Raw genomic sequence first — 15071 nt, forward strand, 5'->3', positions numbered from 1 at the left:
TCCGGCCCTCTGGCTCATACGCCGAGCCCGATCACGTCCGAGGCCGGAAACGACGGCTGTCTCGGCGAGTTTCCAGGAGGGCGATGTCGCGGCCGAAGGAGCCGACGAGGGCGGCCGCCGCCGAGGTCAGCAGCACACGCCCCACCCTTCGCCGCACCACCGGGGCGAGCGCGACCGACAACGCGACCCCCTGCAACGCAGCGATGGCACGTCGCCGCCGGCTCGGTGGTAGATCCGCCCTCCACGCCGGCCGGACCCGCCCGCCGGCCACGAACGCGTACCGCGCGACCCCGATCACGAACGCCCACGGCGTCACGGTCCGCGCGGCCACCCCCGAGAGCAGGAGGAACACCGCCGCGTCGGTCTCCGTGTCGAGTCGCGCGCCATGCGTGCTGGCGGTGCCGGTCGTCCGCGCGACGATCCCGTCGACCGCGTCGAGGGCAAGTGCCGGAATCGCGAATCCCGCCACCCGCCAGGTACGTCGCCCCTCACCCAGCGTCTCCGGAGTGAGCGCCCCCGCCACGGCACATCCCGCCAGCACCGATCGAACGAACGTCACGGCATCCGCCGGGCCGCTGACACCCCCGCCCCCGACTCGTTCGTCCACGACGCCCCCATCAGAGGATCCCTCGATCGTGGACGGAGGTTCGCTCGCGATCGTCAGCGCCACTGCCGCCGGGAGGGGGAGTCCGAGAGCGACCCCCGCGAGCCGTCGCGGCCAGGGCCCACCTGCGACGGCGGCGTCGGCGACCACGGCGAGCGCCACGCCCATCGCGAAGTCGCGGCGCCGCCACCGACCGGCGAGAATCCCCTTCATGGAGTGCCGATCCTATTGGACCCTGCCCGGTGGCCGTGGTGAGATCCGCGCCGAGCAGGTCGGACCGCCTGGTCCGGGTGAGGCGCTGATCCGCACCGTGTGCTCGGGGGTCAGCCGGGGCACCGAGTCCCTCGTCCATCTCGGGCACGTGCCCGAACGGGTTCGCGACATCATGCGGGCCCCGTTCCAGCGCGGCGACCTGCCGGGCGAGGTGTGTTACGGCTACCTGTCGGTGGGCGTCGTCGAGGAGGCCGGACCGGCCGACCCCGAAACCGGCGCGGATGCAGGCGATCTCGTCGGCCGGCGCGTGTTCTGTCTCTACCCGCACGTCGACTGCTACGTCGCCCCCGTCTCGATGCTCACGCCCGTCCCCGACGACGTGCCCAGCGAGCGCGCCGTTCTCGCCGGCGCCGTCGAGACCGCCGTCAACGCTCTTTGGGACGCCGGTCCACGCCTCGGAGACCGGGTCGCGGTCATCGGCGGCGGCATGATCGGCATGTCGGTCGCCGCGTTGCTGCGCCGCTTTCCGCTCGACCGTCTCGAACTCCTCGACCCCCAGGAGTCGGCACGCCAACTCGCCGACGCGTTCGGTGTCACCGCATTGTCTCCCGAGAGCGGCCACGATGACTGCGACCTCGTCTTCCACTGTTCGTCGACGGCCGCCGGGTTGGCCCGCGGGCTCGAGTTGCTCGGCGACGAGGGCGAGGTCGTCGAGATGTCGTGGTACGGCACGACCGAGCCGGAGGTGCCGCTCGGTGTCGACTTCCACGCCCGACGGCTGAGCATCCGCGCGAGCCAGGTGGGAATGGTCTCCGGATCGCGACGGGCCCGCCGCACTCCCGCCGACCGCATGCGCCTCGCGCTCGACGCCCTGCGCGACCCGGCGTTCGACGCCCTGCTCACCGGGCCCGTGCCCCTCGCCGAGCTTCCGCAGACGATGGACGACATCGCCCACGGCCGCATCGACGCCCACTGTCACGTCGTCGACCACACGCGCTGACCGCTGCACACCTCCACCACAGCACCCCGCACCGCCGACGCCCGATCCCGCACTCGACCACAGGAGTTCCGTTGTTCCGTCTCACCGTTCGCGACCACGTGATGATCGCCCACAGCCTGCCCGACCCCTTCTTCGGGCCCGCCCAGGGGTTGCACGGAGCGACGTTCGAGGTGGAGGCGACGTGGAGTCGTCGTGACCTCGACGAGCACGGGGTCGTCCTCGACATCGGCGCCGCGACCGAGGCCCTCAAGGAGGTCCTCGGCGACCTCGACTACCGCAACCTCGACGATCACCCGGCGTTCGCGGGCCGGATCTCGACCACCGAGGTCGTCGCCCGGCACATCGCCGACGAGCTCGCCGCGCGCCTCCCCGATCCGGCGCTGGAGTCCCTCGAGGTGCTCCTGCGCGAGAACCCCGACGCGTGGGCGTCGTACACGCGCGAGCTGGGCCCGACGCGGGCGTGACACTCTTCGTCAGTCCGGCGGCGACGTCGGTGAGCGGCGGGCACGTCTACAACGAGGCCGTCCTCGCCGCCTGGCCCGGTGAACCTCCGGAACACGCGCGGCTCGAGGGAGATTGGCCCGACGGCCCCGGCACCGCGGAGACCCTCGCGGCGGCCCTGCGCGGCCATGACGCCGCGATCGTCGACGGGCTCGTCGGTGCCGCACACCCCGACGTGCTCGCCGCCGCCGAACGCGACGGATGCGCGGTGGCCCTGCTCGTCCACCTGCCGTTGCCCGACGAGACGGGGCTCACCGACGAGCGGCGCCGGAAGCTGACCGAACGCGAACGCGCCGCGATCCACGCCTGCACCACCGTCGTCGCGACGAGCCGCACCGCCGCCGCCGACCTCGCGGCACGCTACGAGCGCGACGACATCGGCGTGGCCCCTCCCGGCGTCGTCCAAGGGTCGCTCGCCCACGGCAGCACCCCGCCGCTCATCCTCTGCCTGGCGGCGTTGACCCCCCGCAAGAACCACGCCGGCCTCGCCCAGGCGCTCGGCCACATCTCGCACCTCGACTGGCAGGCCGTGTTCGCCGGTGGGGGCGACCTCGGTGCGCGGGCGGCGGTCGAGGGCGCCCTCGCTGCCGCCGGGATCGCCGAGCGGGTCGCCCTCGTGGGCGAGGTGACCGGCTGCGATCTCGAGGAGCTGTGGGCGCGCGCCGACGTCCTCGCGTTGCCGTCCTTCGCCGAGACCTACGGGCTCGTCGTCACCGAGGCGATCGCGCACGGCGTTCCGGTCGTCGTCGCCGAGGGCACCGGCGCGGTCGAAGCCCTCGAGGACGGCGAGGGGCCGGCCCCGGGGATCACCGTCGACCCCCATGACCCGTCCGAGATCGCCGACGGTCTCGCGACCGTCCTCGCCAATCCCGGCTACGGCGCATTCGCCCGCGCCCGCCGCGTCGACCTACGCTCGTGGTCCGAGACGGCGGCCGTACTCCTGGCGTGCCTGCCCGGCTCGACTCAGAAACAGAACATGACCGATACCGGCCGAGAACGAGCCGGCAGATCGGGCATCGGCCCGGGGACGACATCGACGGAAGGCACTTCATGACCGACGCCACACCGGATCCGGCCGACGCATCCGACACCGCCTCGGCACCCGGCACCCCTGCCCCACCGATGCCGACGCGCCCGGTGGAGGCCGACTGGCTCACGTTGCGCCGGCCCGCCGACGAGGCCGCGCGCGAGGGCACCCAGCGCCTGCTCACCCGTCTGTGGCGTGACCTGCGTACTTGCGCCGGTCCCGAGCACGAACAGCGGCCCGTCCGGATCGTCGACGTCGGCGCCGGCACCGGCGCCAACCAGGCGTGGCTCGCCCCGCGCCTGCCGTTCCCCGCGACCTGGACCCTCCTCGACCACGACGCCGACCTGCTGCACCATCCGGTCGCGACCGGCCAAGGCACTCGCGTCCACGGTGGGCTGGACGATCTGCCCCGGCTCGTCGAGGCCGACGGCACCCTCACCGTCGTCGTGGGGTCGGCGTTGCTCGACCTGCTCACGTACGACGAACTCGATACGCTCGCGACGCTTCTCGTCGAGACGGCGACCCCCGCCCTGTTCAGCCTCAGCGTCGACGGCGCCGTGAACCTCGTTCCCGCGGACGACGACGACACGCTCGTCGCGGACGCCTTCGACGCCCACCAGCGCCGCGACGGCCTGGCCGGGGCCTCCGCCGCGGACCACTTCTCGAGCCGGCTGCGCGAGGCGGGCGCCGAGGTCGTCGACGCGACGACCCCGTGGCGCCTCACGGCCGCACAGCCCGACCTTCTCCGGCGGTACCTGACGGATCGCGCCGCGGTGGCCGTCGAACACGACCCCGCCCTCGCCGACCGGGTGGAGGCGTGGCTCGAACGCCGCCTGCAGCAGGTCGACGCCGGAACGCTCGCGGTCGTCGTCGGCCACGTCGATCTGCTCGCCCTCCCTCGCTGACCCGTGACCGACGCCCCGGCGACCCGGCGGATCGCGCTCGCGACCCTGCAGGTCGTCGTGACGATCGCGCTGATCGCGTGGCTCGTGCACCTCTTCGGCACGAGCGCGGTGAGCGAGGCCGGAGCCGTGCTCACCCCGCTCGCCGTCGCCGGGGCGGTCGCGCTCGGGCTCGTCGGCGGCCTGGCGCAGGGGCTGCGCTGGCAAGCGGTCGCGGCCGGGCTCGGCGACCGAATGAGCACGGCCTACGCCGTGGCCCGCTGCCTGGAGGCGGCGTTCCTCAACGCGATCCTGCCCGGTGGGCTCGCCGGTGACGCGGTGCGCGCATTCCGGCGGGGGCGCTCGGGAACACGGTGGACCGCGAGCATCGGCTCGGTCGTCGGCGAACGGCTCTGCGGGACGGCCGTCGTCCTGCTCGCCGCCACTGCAGCGGCCGTCTCGTGGGGTCGGCTCGACCTCGCGGCCGCCTTCGCCCTGATCACCGTGGCGGTCGCCGCCGTGGCCGGCTGGTCGATGCGCCGGCTGCCGGCTCGTTCGGTCCTCGCGTGCGTGGGCTGGTCGGTGCTCGGCTGGCTCTGCTTCCTCGGTCTCTTCGCTCTCGCCGCCCAGGAGCTCGCCGCGGCGCACGCGGCTCCCGCCCTGGCCCCGGGGACGATGCTCGCGCTCGGTTCTCTGACCCTGGCGGGCATGTCGGTGCCGATCAACGTCGGCGGGTGGGGCCCCCGCGAGGGTGCGGCGACCCTCGCCTACGGCCTCGCGGGGCTCGACCCGGCGACGGGATTCACGACCTCCGTCGCCTACGGCCTCCTCGCGCTGATCTCCACCCTCCCCGGTGCTCTCGTCACCGTCGCCGGGCTTCTCAGGAGCCTGCGTCGAGACGAACATCCGGAGGACGACGACACGCGCTGAGCGACGTCCCGAGAGCGCCGGACCGGCGGCCTCATCCCCGGAGCAACAGCTCGGTACACACGTCGTCGCCGAGCACGAGACGCCGCGACGGTGGCCGAATCGCGTCGGCGAGCACGTCGGTACCGGAGAAACGCAGGCCCGGAACACCGTCGCCGATGAGCACCGGCGCGCAGGTGACGAAGAGACGGTCGAGGGCACCGGCCGCGAGGAATGACGACACGAGGCGCCCCCCACCTTCGACGAGGACGCGGCGCAGGCCACGCTCGGCCAGCGCGTCGAGGACCTCGGCCGGCTCGTACCCCGCCCCGGGCTCACGAACGACGACCTCCACGTGCTCGGGCAGGTCGTCGGGCACGTCCGCCGCCTCTCCCACCAGCCACAACGTCGGCGCGTCGGGCTCGGTGAGCAGATGCGAGGACCGCGGGACCCGGCCGCGGGGATCGAGGACGACCCTCGTCGGGTGGCCCGTGCGCAGCGGCGCGTCACGCACGGTGAGGCGGCAGTCGTCGGCGATGACCGTGGCCGCGCCGACGACGACGGCGTCGACCAGCGAGCGCAGCACGTGCAGGTGACGACGGTCCTCGGGGCCGGTGACGAACTCCGCGTCACCGGTGCGTGAGGCGATGAAGCCGTCGAGGCTCTGCCCGAGCTGTGCGATCACCAGGGGTTCGTCGCCGGTGAGGGGGACGTAGAAGTCGTCCAACCCCGGCAGAGAGGTCGCAGACCCGTCCGCGTCGGGGACGGGCGTCGGGGTGTCGTCGGGCGTGGCGCTCACCCCGGCACGCTAACCGGCGGGATGTGCCGGTGCGCGACGGAGTGTGTGCCGACTGTGTCCAGCAGCGCGACGAGGTGCGCGCGTCGGGCTGGGTCAGGCGTAGGTGTTGACGTTGCGACCGAGGTTGCCGTCGGTGGCCAGCGGCAGCGTCATGCTCTCGATGAGCCTGCTCGCGGCCGCCTGCTGGGTGTCCATCGTCTTCTTGAGGATCGACACCTGGGCGTCCTGGTACGCCGCGGCCGTCCTACTGCTGAGGATGGTCTGGGCGAGTGCGACATCCATGTCGGGTCCTTCCCGGTTCTTCGCAGGGCACCTCAGGGCGTCCGGCCCGGAGGACGGGGTGCGTGGCAGCGCACCCTCCGACCGGTCCCATCGGCCACGCGCGGGGTGCTCTGAGCGTGCCGCCGACGGGGTGTCGCCCACGCTCGACCCGCGGCGGCGATCCTGCTGCCTCCGAACGAGTCCCGGCCATGAACGCCGGTCTCGCATGCCGGACGATCGAGAGACGGACGTCCTAGGGCTCGGTGGGTGGGAACCGCAGCTCTGCCGCCGCACCGTCGAGGCAGTCCTCGCCGCCGGCGGATCCGAGCCACAGCTCGGCGCCGTGACGACGCGCGATCCACCGCACGAGCGGGAGGCCGAGGCCGTTGCCTCCGGTGGCACCGGAGATGTACGGCCGCAGCACGTCGACGCCCTGCGGGAATCCGGGACCGTCGTCGGCCACGCGCACGACCGCGCATCCGTCGCGGTGGGTGACGGTGAGCATGACACGGGCCGTACCGTCCTCGCTGCGGCCGTGCCGCCGGGCGTTGTCGACGAGGTTCGTGATCGCCTGCTCCAGCAGCATCGCGTCACCCTCGACCCAGACGGGCTCGGTGACGTCGACGACGATGCCGCCGATGCGCGTCTCGGCGTCGCACGCGAGCTCGTCGAGCCGCACCGCCTCGTGCCGGGCGGGCACCTCGGCGTGGTCGATGCGCGAGGCGAGGAGGAGGTTGGCCGCCACCCGCCCGGCGCCCTCGGTGGTCGCGACGAGAGTGCGCAGGTCACGGGCCGTTTCGGGTTGATCGGCGGGCAACCGCGTGAGCGCGGATTCGGCGATGGAACGGATGCGGGCGAGCGGCCCTCGCATCTCGTGAGCGGCGGTGGCGAGGAACTGCTCGCGGTCGTCGAGAGCCCGTTCGGCGATACGCAGGCTGCGCCCTGCCGTCCACCAGACGATCCACGTGAGCAGGAGCAGCAACGCCGCGGATCCCAGGACGGCGGGCGGGGTGAGGTCGGCCTGCAGCGGGCCCGCGCGGGGCGTGGCCGCCAACACGCACCCCGCGGGCGCGGGGTCGGCCTGGTCGAGCCACCACGGCATGCCCGCGACGCGCAGGGTGCCGAGGTCGGAGACGGTGCCGTTCTCCTCACCGTCGGCGAGGCAGGCGTCGACCGCCGCCTGCCAGTCGCCGTCGATCGGCTGCCCGCTGCTGAAGAGCCGGTGATACTCCGCGCCACGCTTCCACACGAGCACCAGCCCGCTCGACTGCCTCGTCACGTGATCGCCGTAGAGCGCCTCGGTCTCGGGCCGGCCGTCGCTGCCGGCGTAGACGAGCGCGGCCGCCCGCGACGCCTCGCCACGCAGGATCGCGTCGACCCGCCCGCGATCGAAGTGTGCGTCCAGCGCGGTGAGCAGCGTGACGAGAGTCGCGAGGCCGGCGACGGCCACGGCGACGAAGATCGCGGTGAGGCGCAGGCGCAGTCGGCGAAAGACGTCACCCGCACCGCCGAGCTGCCTCGTCTTCACCCCCGCACCTCGGCGACGAACCCGGCACCCCGCACGGTGTGGATGATCGGTGGTTCGCCGAGCTTGCCGCGCAGCAACCGGATGCGCACGTCGACGACGTTGCTGCTCGGGTCGGCGTACTCGTCCCAGCAGTGTTCGAGCAGTTCGGAGCGCGAGCACACCCGGCCCGCGTTGCGCACGAGGTGCACGAGGAGCGCGAACTCCTTGGGGGTGAGCAGCATCGAACGTCCACCGCGGGTCGCCTCGACGCGCGCGAGGTCGATCTCGACATCGCCGAGGCTCAGCGTGGAATCCGTGCCCCCGCCCTGGCGACGGGCCAGCGAGCGCAGCCGCGCGAGAAGCTCGTCCATGGCGAACGGCTTGACGAGGTAGTCGTCACCCCCGGCGTCGAGACCCCGGACGCGGTCGTGGATGTCGGCCCGCGCGGAGAGGAACAGCACCGGCACGGCGCACCCCCGGGCGCGGACGTCACCGAGCAGCTCGGCGGCGTCCCCGTCCGGCAGGGCGCGATCGAAGACGGCCACGTCGTAGGAGTTCACGCTGAGCCGCACGTCGGCCTCCGCGAGGGTGCCGGCCTCGTCGACGGCATAGGCACGTCGGCGCAGCACATCGGCGACCGAGCGGCGCAGCTCCAGGTCGTCCTCGAGCAGGAGAACTCGCACAGCGTCCATGATCGGCCCGAGACTGCCCCGGGGCACCCACAATTGGCGCGCGTCGGCCCCGGCACTCCCCTGATCTGCGCCGGGACCGACGATGCGAGCCCACCCCGCTGCGGGGCCCGGTCGCGCCTCCCCCGGGGAACCACGACGTCGGCGCACCCGTGACTCATCGCCCCGGGGTCCGACCGAGCCAGTTCTATACGAGTGTTCATGACGTTTTCGTGACGCTCCCCTGCTGGTCGGCCGGCTCCTAGCCAGGCCGGGAGCGTGCGCAGACCGACGTGGACCGGATCGTCCGCTGCGGCCGCGGAGCCCGAGGACGTCGAACCGGCCGAGTGGCCGACCCGGCGCGTCAGCGGACGACGGCGTCGAGGGCGAGCGTCAACGCGACCTCGCGCGCATCCTTGCCGAATCTCCTGGCGTCCCAGTTCTCTTCGGCGAGCGTGTCGGCGGTGTAGAGGATCTGCGCGAACGAGACGCCGCGAAAGTGCGCGCACGCGGCGAGCGACGCGCATTCCATCTCGACGACCTGGCATCCCTGCTCGAGACGCGATGCGAGAGTCGCGCGGGTCTCGCGATAGAAGGCGTCCGTCGTCCACGTCGGCACCTCGACGGAGGCGAGCCCGGCGTCGTCGATCGCCGCCGCGCACGCCGACCGAAGCGCGGCGTCGGTCTCGACCCAGTCCGCGGGCGGCAGGTAGTGATAGGAGGTGCCCTCGGCCCGCAGCGCCCTCGTCGGCAGCACGAATGCCCCCTCGTCGAAGTGCACGAGGCCGCCGCACGACCCGACGGCCACGGCCTGCCGGACTCCGCTCATGAGGACGTGCTCGAAGAGGATCGTCGCCGCCGGGCCGCCGAGCGGGATCTCGACGAACGCCACCTCGACACCCCGATGTGTTCCCACCCGAACCGGGTGCCGTCGGATGATCGTCTCGACCTCGTCGACGACCTCGTACCCGTGCTCGTCGGCGTAGCGGCTCGCGACGTCGCCGAGCAACGTGAGCACCGCTCGGGGAGGCAGCGAGACCCGCTCCTGAGCCCGCTGGGCCGCGGAGATCAGGTCGTGCGGGTCCGCGTCGTGGTCGAGGATCGGGAAGGCACCGGAGTCACGCATCCCGTCAGTCTCGCACCCGGCCGCCGCGGCGCCGTCAGTCGACCGGCACGCCTTCGACCAGGCCGAGCCGGGCGGCCTTGACCAGCCGACGAGGCACGACGACCGTGCGTCGGCCGCCGGCGCTCGTCACGTCGACCTCGACGAGGTCGGGCGCGGACGCCTTCCAGTTCGCCCGGCGGCTGCGGGTGTTGGACCGGGACATCTTGCGCTTGGGAACGGCCATGGGGTTCTCCTGTGGGGTGAGACGGATAGGGGGCGGGATGGATGCGGGGATGACGACGTCGTGGGCCCGCGCGCCGGAAACGACGGCTGTCTCGGCGTTCGGACGAGGTCAGGCCACGTCGCGACGAGAGCCGAGCCACGGGTCGTACCCGTCGTCACGACCGGCCCACGCTCCGAGCCCGGCGGCCAGTTCGGCGTCGGTGAGCAGCGTGGCCTCGAACACGGCGGCGACCTCGTCGATCTCGTCGTCGAGACCGGTGACGACGAGACGCGTGCACGCCTCGCATCCCGCGTCGTGCCAGGTGGAGAGGTTGCCGAGGCTGAGCTGACCGCCTGCGCCCTCCCACTGACAGACGACGTCGGGGCGGGTGGGCAGCCAGAAGACGCCGCGGCTGCGGCCGGGTCGTCCGCCCAGGGCCTCGAGGTTCTCCCGCAGTCGATCGGGGTGGAAGGGGCGCCACGACTCCAGCTGCAGGGTCCATACGCCCTCGCGACTCTCGGCCTCGGACGCGGACGCCGACAACGGGTCGCCCCGGTGCAGCACGTCCTCGCGGTCGCGGGGTTCGAGCAGCGCCGCGACGTCGAGTTCGTGCAGGCGCATGGTGCGGGCGGGGGTGAGGTGATCGAGCAGGACCTCAGCGGTCGAGTCGGGCTCGTCGTCCACGACGACGACGTCGGCGCCCTCGACCTGACGTACGAGGACCTCACCCACCGCCCGTTCGTCGTCGGCGGCCAGCGCCAAACCGCTCGCTCAGCAGGTCGTCCCCGCACACGTCCCACACGAGGTCGTCGCACGCGAGGGCGGTGACGACCGCGCCGATGTCGACGACACCCTGGTCCGCGAGCTCGACGAGCGCACGCAACACCGGAACCGGCTCGGCGGTGAGCGGCAGCGCGAGCACGATCGCCGTCGGTCGGCGCAGCGCGACCTCCCGGATCGCGGGAACGATGTCCTCCCGCAGGGCACAGCCGAGGCAGGCGTGCTCGAGCTCGGACGTGCGGTCCTCGATCGTGCCGCCGGCATCGTGGACGAGGCGGCGGAGGGTTCCGGCCTCCGCGTCCATGTCGTGGCGGATGACGACCGCGCCCGGGAGGTCGAGCAGCAGACCACCGGTCACCGACGAGCGCAGCACCTCCTCGATCGTGCAGCAGGTGACGACGGGGATCACTTCGCACCCCGCGCCGCGCCGGCACCGCTGCGGCCGTACCGACGACGGAACTTCTCGACCCGACCCTCGCTGTCGAGGACGCGGGCCGTGCCCGTCCAGAACGGGTGGCTCGCCGCGGACACCTCGACGTCGACCACGGGGTAGACGTTGCCGTCCTCCCATTCGATCGTCGCCTCGGGCGTCGCCGTGGAGCGGGTGAGGAAGGCGTGCCCGGCCGCGCGGTCGCGGAAGACGACGGGTCGGTACTCGGGGTGGATTCCCTCTCGCATGGGACCTCCTGTATCTTAATGCGAATCGTTCTCAGTTCTAGCACAGGAGGAAGGATGTCTGCACGCTGCCAGGTGACGGGAGCGACGCCGCAGTTCGGCAACTCGATCTCCCACAGCCACACCCGCACCAAACGCCGCTGGTCGCCCAACGTCCAACGCCGCACCTACCACGTTCCGAGCCTCGGACGCCGCGTCACCCTCACGGTGAGCACCCGGGGCATCGGCATCATCGACCGGCGTGGCATCGACGCCGTCGTCGCCGAACTCATCGCGAAGGGAGAAAAGCTCTGATGGCGAGGAGCACCGAGCTGCGCCCCATCGTCAAACTGCGCTCGACCGCGGGGACGGGCTACACGTACGTCACCCGCAAGAACCGCCGCAACGACCCCGACCGCCTTCGGCTGCGCAAGTTCGACCCCCGCGCCGGCCGCCACGTCGAGTTCCGCGAGGAGCGCTGATGGCCAAGAAGAGCAAGATCGCCCGCGACGCCCAACGGCGTGAGATCGTCGCCCGGTACGCCGAGCGGCGGGCGGAGCTCAAGCGCATCATCGCCGCCCCCGCCAGCAGCGACGACGAGCGTGACTCTGCCATGCGCGCCCTGCAGAAGATGCCCCGTGACGCCAGCCCGACCCGGTTGCGCAACCGCGACGTCGTCGACGGCCGGCCGCGCTCGGTCTACCGCAAGTTCGGGCTCTCCCGGGTGCGATTGCGCGAGATGGCCCACGCAGGCGAGCTGCCCGGCGTCACGAAGTCGAGCTGGTGACCGGGCGCGCCGACCGGCACGAACCCGGCGCGAACACGAGCAGAGAGAAGGAGACACCATGAAGGTCCGAGCCTCGATCGGATCCCTGGCCAAGGCGCCGGGGTCCAAGGTCGTCCGCCGCCGCGGGCACCTCTACGTCATCAACAAGCAGAACCCGCGGTTCAAGGCCCGCCAGGGCTGAGTCGGGCCGCCTCCCGCAGACCTCGGCCCGGAGGCGAGCCGAGAAGGAAGATGGGATGGCAGCGACGGTGGGGTGATCACCCCGGCTTCGCTGCCATCCCATCTTCCATGTCGGAGGCGGGCTCGCGTTCGGTGAGGTCGGCGGGTCCGCGTCCGGTGAGGTCGGCGGTCAGGCCTTCTTCGTCGACGTCCTGGCCGTGGACTTCTTCGTCGTGCTCTTCTTGGCCGTCGACTTCTTGGCGGTGCTCTTCGTCGACTTCTTCGTGGCCTTCTTGCGGGTCGTCGGACCCTTGGCGCGCTTCTCGGCGAGGAGTTCGAATCCCCGCTCGGGGGAGATCTTCTCGGGGTCGTCGTCGCGTCGCAGCGTCGCGTTGGTCTCCCCGTCGGTGACGTAGGGGCCGAAGCGACCGTCCTTGACGACGACGGGGCGTCCGCTCACCGGATCCTCGCCGAGTTCGGCGAGCGGCGGTTTGGCCGCGGCGCGACCACGCTGCTTGGGCTGGGCGTAGATCGCGAGCGCCTCGTCGAGGGTGATGTCGAAGATCTGGTTCTCGCTGGTGAGCGAGCGCGAGTCGGTGCCCTTCTTGAGGTAGGGGCCGTAGCGGCCGTTCTGCGCGGTGATCTCGGTGCCCTCGGGGTCGGTGCCGACGACTCGCGGCAACGACAGCAGCCGCAGCGCGGTGTCGAGCTCGATGGTGCCGAGATCCATGTCCTTGAAGAGGCTGCCCGTCTTGGGCTTCGGCTTGTTCTTGCCCTTGAGCTCGGCCTCGGCGTCGGTGAGCACCTCGGTGACGTACGGCCCGTACCGCCCGGCCTTGGCGACGACGGTGCGACCCGTCTCGGGGTTGGTGCCGAGCTCGCGCCCGTCCTCGGAGGCCTGTTCGAGCAGTTCGCGGGCCTTCTCGGGAGTCATCTCGTCGGGCGCGATGTCGTCGGTGATCGACGCTCGTCGAGCCTCCTTGGGGTCGGCGACCTCACCGGTCACCTCACCGGTGGCGGGGTCGACCCCGGTGGGCACCTCCTCCTGCACGTACGGCCCGTAGCGCCCGACGCGCACGACCATGTTGTCGCCGAGGCGGACCGTCGAGATCTCGCGGGCGTCGATGTCACCGAGGTTCTCGACGAGGTTGCGCAGGCCCTCGGCGTGCGCGGCCTGGTCACCGAAGTAGAACTTCTGCAGCCAGTCGACCCGCTGGGCGTCGCCCCGGGCGATCGCGTCGAGGTCGGCCTCCATCGAGGCGGTGAACCGGTAGTCGACCAGGCTCGGAAAGTGCTCCTCGAGCAGGCGGGTCACCGCGAACGCGAGCCAGTGCGGCACGAGAGCGCTGCCGCGGTGACCGACATAACCGCGGTCCTGGATCGTCGCGACCGTGGCCGCGTACGTCGACGGACGGCCGATGCCGAGCTCCTCCATCGCCTTGACCAGCGTCGCCTCGGTGTACCGGGCCGGCGGGGAGGTCTCGTGGCCGTTCGCCTCGGCCTCGCGCACGTCGAGCTCGGCGCCCTGGGTCAGCTTGGGCAGGCGCCGATCCTCCTCGCGCAACTGGGCGGCGGCGCGCTCGTCGTCGTCACGCCCCTCCTCGTAGGCCGCGAGGAACCCGCGGAACGTGATGACGGTGCCGCTGGCCGAGAACTCCGCGCTCGACGTCGACTTCTCGCCGACCTGGGCGCCCGCGGTGGGAACCGTGAGCTTGACCGAGGCCGTCGACCCCTTGGCGTCGGCCATCTGCGAGGCGACCGTGCGCTTCCAGATGAGCTCGTACATGGCGAAGTCCTCGCCGCGCAGCTCTCCGGCCACCTGGGCCGGCGTGCGGAACGTGTCGCCGGCGGGACGGATCGCCTCGTGCGCCTCCTGCGCGTTCGCGGCCTTCTTCTCATAGCGGCGCGGGCTCGCGGGCACATACTCCTCGCCGTACATGTCGCGGGCCTGGTTGCGGGCGGCGGTGAGGGCCGACTCCGACAGGGTCGTCGAGTCGGTACGCATGTACGTGATGTAGCCGTTCTCGTACAGCCGCTGGGCCACGCGCATCGCGTTGCGGCTGCTCAGGCGCAGTTTGCGACCGGCCTCCTGCTGCAGGGTCGAGGTCGTGAACGGCGGCGAGGGACGCCGGGAGTGCGGCTTCTCGCTGACCTCCCGCACCGTGGCCGCGACGCCGGTGACGGCCTCGGCGACCGCACGCGCCCCGGCCTCGTCGACCTGGAGGGCGTTGCCCTTGAGCAGGCCGTCGTCGCCGAAGTCTCGCCCACTGGCCACCCGGGTGCCGTCGAGGCCGGTCAAGCGTGCGGTGAACGACTCCCCCGAGGCGGCGTCGAACCGGCCGGTGACGTCCCAGTACGACGCGGAGCGGAACGCCATGCGTTCGCGTTCGCGCTCGACGATGAGACGCGTCGCCACCGACTGGACGCGTCCGGCCGACAGGCCCTGCCGCACCTTGCGCCACAGCACGGGCGAGACCTCGTAGCCGTAGAGCCGGTCGAGGATGCGCCGGGTCTCCTGGGCGTCGACGAGCGACTGGTCGAGGTCACGGGTCTCCTGCGCGGCGCGCTGGATGGCCTCCTTGGTGATCTCGTGGAACACCATGCGACGCACCGGGACCTTGGGCTTGAGCACCTGCAACAGGTGCCACGCGATGGCCTCGCCCTCGCGGTCCTCATCGGTGGCGAGCAGCAACTCGTCGGCGTCCTTGAGCGCGCGCCGCAGCTCGGTGACCTTCTTGCGCTTGTCGGGATCGACCACGTAATAGGGGTCGAAGCCGTTGTCGATGTCGACGGCGAAGCGACCGTAGGGCCCCTTCTTCATGTCGGCCGGCAGCTCGCTGGGGTTGGGCAGATCGCGGATATGCCCGACCGATGCCTCCACCTCGTAGCCGGAGCCGAGGTAACCGGCGATGGTCTTGGCCTTGGCCGGCGACTCCACGATGACGAGACGCCGCGGTTCACTTCCTGTCACGACTGCCCGATGTCCTTCCTCGCAG

20 protein-coding genes are annotated in these 15071 nt (G+C 72.0%); 9 read left to right on the forward strand and 11 right to left on the reverse strand.

What is annotated here, in order from left to right; translation table 11 throughout:
- Window positions 1-31: 31 nt before the first annotated feature.
- Entirely contained in the window at window positions 32-817 is a 786-nt protein-coding gene (locus BN1197_RS06930) for a CDP-alcohol phosphatidyltransferase family protein (RefSeq protein ID WP_052466141.1), read from the reverse strand.
- Between BN1197_RS06930 and BN1197_RS06935 the strand changes: the two genes are divergently transcribed.
- The 5 genes from BN1197_RS06935 to BN1197_RS06955 all read left to right on the forward strand — a co-directional run bounded on the left by BN1197_RS06935 (window position 816) and on the right by BN1197_RS06955 (window position 5156).
- Window positions 816-1817, forward strand: a complete 1002-nt coding sequence (locus BN1197_RS06935) for a zinc-dependent alcohol dehydrogenase (protein ID WP_040157614.1) — start codon at window positions 816-818, stop codon at window positions 1815-1817. The genes BN1197_RS06930 and BN1197_RS06935 overlap by 2 nt on opposite strands.
- 71 nt (window positions 1818-1888) lie before the next feature.
- Window positions 1889-2281: a 6-pyruvoyl trahydropterin synthase family protein gene (locus BN1197_RS06940; protein WP_040157615.1), complete on the forward strand. Its 393-nt coding sequence runs from the start codon at window positions 1889-1891 to the stop codon at window positions 2279-2281.
- Window positions 2278-3372: a glycosyltransferase family 4 protein gene (locus tag BN1197_RS06945; RefSeq protein WP_052466143.1), complete on the forward strand. Its 1095-nt coding sequence runs from the start codon at window positions 2278-2280 to the stop codon at window positions 3370-3372. Before BN1197_RS06940 ends, BN1197_RS06945 begins: the two co-directional genes overlap by 4 nt.
- Complete coding sequence (locus BN1197_RS06950) at window positions 3369-4250, forward strand: class I SAM-dependent methyltransferase (protein WP_082043702.1); 882 nt, start codon at window positions 3369-3371, stop codon at window positions 4248-4250. Before BN1197_RS06945 ends, BN1197_RS06950 begins: the two co-directional genes overlap by 4 nt.
- Window positions 4251-4253: 3 nt before the next feature.
- Window positions 4254-5156, forward strand: a complete 903-nt coding sequence (locus BN1197_RS06955; RefSeq protein WP_052466145.1) for a lysylphosphatidylglycerol synthase transmembrane domain-containing protein — start codon at window positions 4254-4256, stop codon at window positions 5154-5156.
- A 31-nt stretch (window positions 5157-5187) separates the two neighbouring features.
- Here the strand turns inward: BN1197_RS06955 and BN1197_RS06960 are convergent, their stop codons facing one another.
- The 9 genes from BN1197_RS06960 to BN1197_RS07000 all read right to left on the reverse strand — a co-directional run bounded on the left by BN1197_RS06960 (window position 5188) and on the right by BN1197_RS07000 (window position 11153).
- On the reverse strand, window positions 5188-5931 hold the full coding sequence (locus BN1197_RS06960; RefSeq protein WP_040157618.1) for a RibD family protein: 744 nt from the start codon (window positions 5929-5931) through the stop codon (window positions 5188-5190).
- A 93-nt stretch (window positions 5932-6024) separates the two neighbouring features.
- The gene (locus BN1197_RS06965; protein WP_040157621.1) at window positions 6025-6213 is read right to left on the reverse strand and encodes a YjfB family protein; all 189 of its coding nucleotides are present in this window, start codon (window positions 6211-6213) and stop codon (window positions 6025-6027) included.
- 232 nt (window positions 6214-6445) lie between these two features.
- Window positions 6446-7720 (reverse strand): sensor histidine kinase, encoded by a 1275-nt coding sequence (locus tag BN1197_RS06970; RefSeq protein ID WP_040157624.1) that lies wholly within the window; start codon window positions 7718-7720, stop codon window positions 6446-6448.
- On the reverse strand, window positions 7717-8391 hold the full coding sequence (locus BN1197_RS06975) for a response regulator transcription factor (RefSeq protein WP_040157625.1): 675 nt from the start codon (window positions 8389-8391) through the stop codon (window positions 7717-7719). The genes BN1197_RS06970 and BN1197_RS06975 overlap by 4 nt, the downstream gene beginning before the upstream one ends.
- Before the next feature lie 340 nt (window positions 8392-8731).
- Window positions 8732-9493, reverse strand: coding sequence for a nucleoside phosphorylase (locus BN1197_RS06980; RefSeq protein ID WP_040157627.1), 762 nt, complete (start codon window positions 9491-9493; stop codon window positions 8732-8734).
- Window positions 9494-9527: 34 nt separating this feature from the next.
- The gene (gene rpmF / locus BN1197_RS06985) at window positions 9528-9716 is read right to left on the reverse strand and encodes a 50S ribosomal protein L32 (RefSeq protein WP_040157631.1); all 189 of its coding nucleotides are present in this window, start codon (window positions 9714-9716) and stop codon (window positions 9528-9530) included.
- Between the two features lie 108 nt (window positions 9717-9824).
- Window positions 9825-10427, reverse strand: a complete 603-nt coding sequence (locus BN1197_RS06990) for a GTP-binding protein (RefSeq protein ID WP_141397238.1) — start codon at window positions 10425-10427, stop codon at window positions 9825-9827.
- On the reverse strand, window positions 10420-10884 hold the full coding sequence (locus BN1197_RS06995) for a CobW family GTP-binding protein (RefSeq protein WP_052466147.1): 465 nt from the start codon (window positions 10882-10884) through the stop codon (window positions 10420-10422). The genes BN1197_RS06990 and BN1197_RS06995 overlap by 8 nt, the downstream gene beginning before the upstream one ends.
- Window positions 10881-11153 (reverse strand): type B 50S ribosomal protein L31, encoded by a 273-nt coding sequence (locus BN1197_RS07000; RefSeq protein WP_040157633.1) that lies wholly within the window; start codon window positions 11151-11153, stop codon window positions 10881-10883. The genes BN1197_RS06995 and BN1197_RS07000 overlap by 4 nt, the downstream gene beginning before the upstream one ends.
- Window positions 11154-11207: 54 nt before the next feature.
- Between BN1197_RS07000 and rpmB the strand changes: the two genes are divergently transcribed.
- Genes rpmB through ykgO form a run of 4 tightly spaced genes read left to right on the forward strand, consistent with a single transcriptional unit; the run spans window position 11208 to window position 12097 of the window.
- Window positions 11208-11444: a 50S ribosomal protein L28 gene (gene rpmB / locus BN1197_RS07005; RefSeq protein ID WP_040157636.1), complete on the forward strand. Its 237-nt coding sequence runs from the start codon at window positions 11208-11210 to the stop codon at window positions 11442-11444.
- Window positions 11441-11611: a 50S ribosomal protein L33 gene (rpmG, locus tag BN1197_RS07010; RefSeq protein ID WP_342743869.1), complete on the forward strand. Its 171-nt coding sequence runs from the start codon at window positions 11441-11443 to the stop codon at window positions 11609-11611. Before rpmB ends, rpmG begins: the two co-directional genes overlap by 4 nt.
- On the forward strand, window positions 11611-11916 hold the full coding sequence (rpsN, locus tag BN1197_RS07015) for a 30S ribosomal protein S14 (RefSeq protein ID WP_040157641.1): 306 nt from the start codon (window positions 11611-11613) through the stop codon (window positions 11914-11916). Before rpmG ends, rpsN begins: the two co-directional genes overlap by 1 nt.
- Before the next feature lie 58 nt (window positions 11917-11974).
- Window positions 11975-12097 carry a type B 50S ribosomal protein L36 gene (ykgO, locus tag BN1197_RS07020; RefSeq protein ID WP_040157644.1) on the forward strand — a complete coding sequence of 41 codons (123 nt, stop codon included), beginning with the start codon at window positions 11975-11977 and terminating at the stop codon, window positions 12095-12097.
- Between the two features lie 168 nt (window positions 12098-12265).
- Here ykgO and topA read toward each other — a convergent pair whose 3' ends face one another.
- Window positions 12266-15046, reverse strand: coding sequence for a type I DNA topoisomerase (gene topA, locus BN1197_RS07025; RefSeq protein ID WP_040157647.1), 2781 nt, complete (start codon window positions 15044-15046; stop codon window positions 12266-12268).
- Window positions 15047-15071: the final 25 nt, after the last annotated feature.

Origin of the sequence: Mobilicoccus massiliensis (assembly GCF_000826525.2) — a bacterium.
Lineage (GTDB): Bacteria > Actinomycetota > Actinomycetes > Actinomycetales > Dermatophilaceae > Mobilicoccus > Mobilicoccus massiliensis.

Excerpts from the sequence above, each read along its gene's own strand:
- BN1197_RS06965 (WP_040157621.1), bottom strand. The coding sequence starts at position 6,213 with ATGGATGTCGCACTCGCCCAGACCATCCTCAGCAGTAGGACGGCCGCG.
- rpmB (WP_040157636.1), top strand. The coding sequence starts at position 11,208 with ATGTCTGCACGCTGCCAGGTGACGGGAGCGACGCCGCAGTTCGGCAAC.
- BN1197_RS06975 (WP_040157625.1), bottom strand. The coding sequence starts at position 8,391 with ATGGACGCTGTGCGAGTTCTCCTGCTCGAGGACGACCTGGAGCTGCGC.
- BN1197_RS06980 (WP_040157627.1), bottom strand. The coding sequence starts at position 9,493 with ATGCGTGACTCCGGTGCCTTCCCGATCCTCGACCACGACGCGGACCCG.
- BN1197_RS06935 (WP_040157614.1), top strand. The coding sequence starts at position 816 with ATGGAGTGCCGATCCTATTGGACCCTGCCCGGTGGCCGTGGTGAGATC.
- rpsN (WP_040157641.1), top strand. The coding sequence starts at position 11,611 with ATGGCCAAGAAGAGCAAGATCGCCCGCGACGCCCAACGGCGTGAGATC.
- BN1197_RS06950 (WP_082043702.1), top strand. The coding sequence starts at position 3,369 with ATGACCGACGCCACACCGGATCCGGCCGACGCATCCGACACCGCCTCG.
- rpmF (WP_040157631.1), bottom strand. The coding sequence starts at position 9,716 with ATGGCCGTTCCCAAGCGCAAGATGTCCCGGTCCAACACCCGCAGCCGC.
- BN1197_RS07000 (WP_040157633.1), bottom strand. The coding sequence starts at position 11,153 with ATGCGAGAGGGAATCCACCCCGAGTACCGACCCGTCGTCTTCCGCGAC.
- ykgO (WP_040157644.1), top strand. The coding sequence starts at position 11,975 with ATGAAGGTCCGAGCCTCGATCGGATCCCTGGCCAAGGCGCCGGGGTCC.
- BN1197_RS06930 (WP_052466141.1), bottom strand. The coding sequence starts at position 817 with ATGAAGGGGATTCTCGCCGGTCGGTGGCGGCGCCGCGACTTCGCGATG.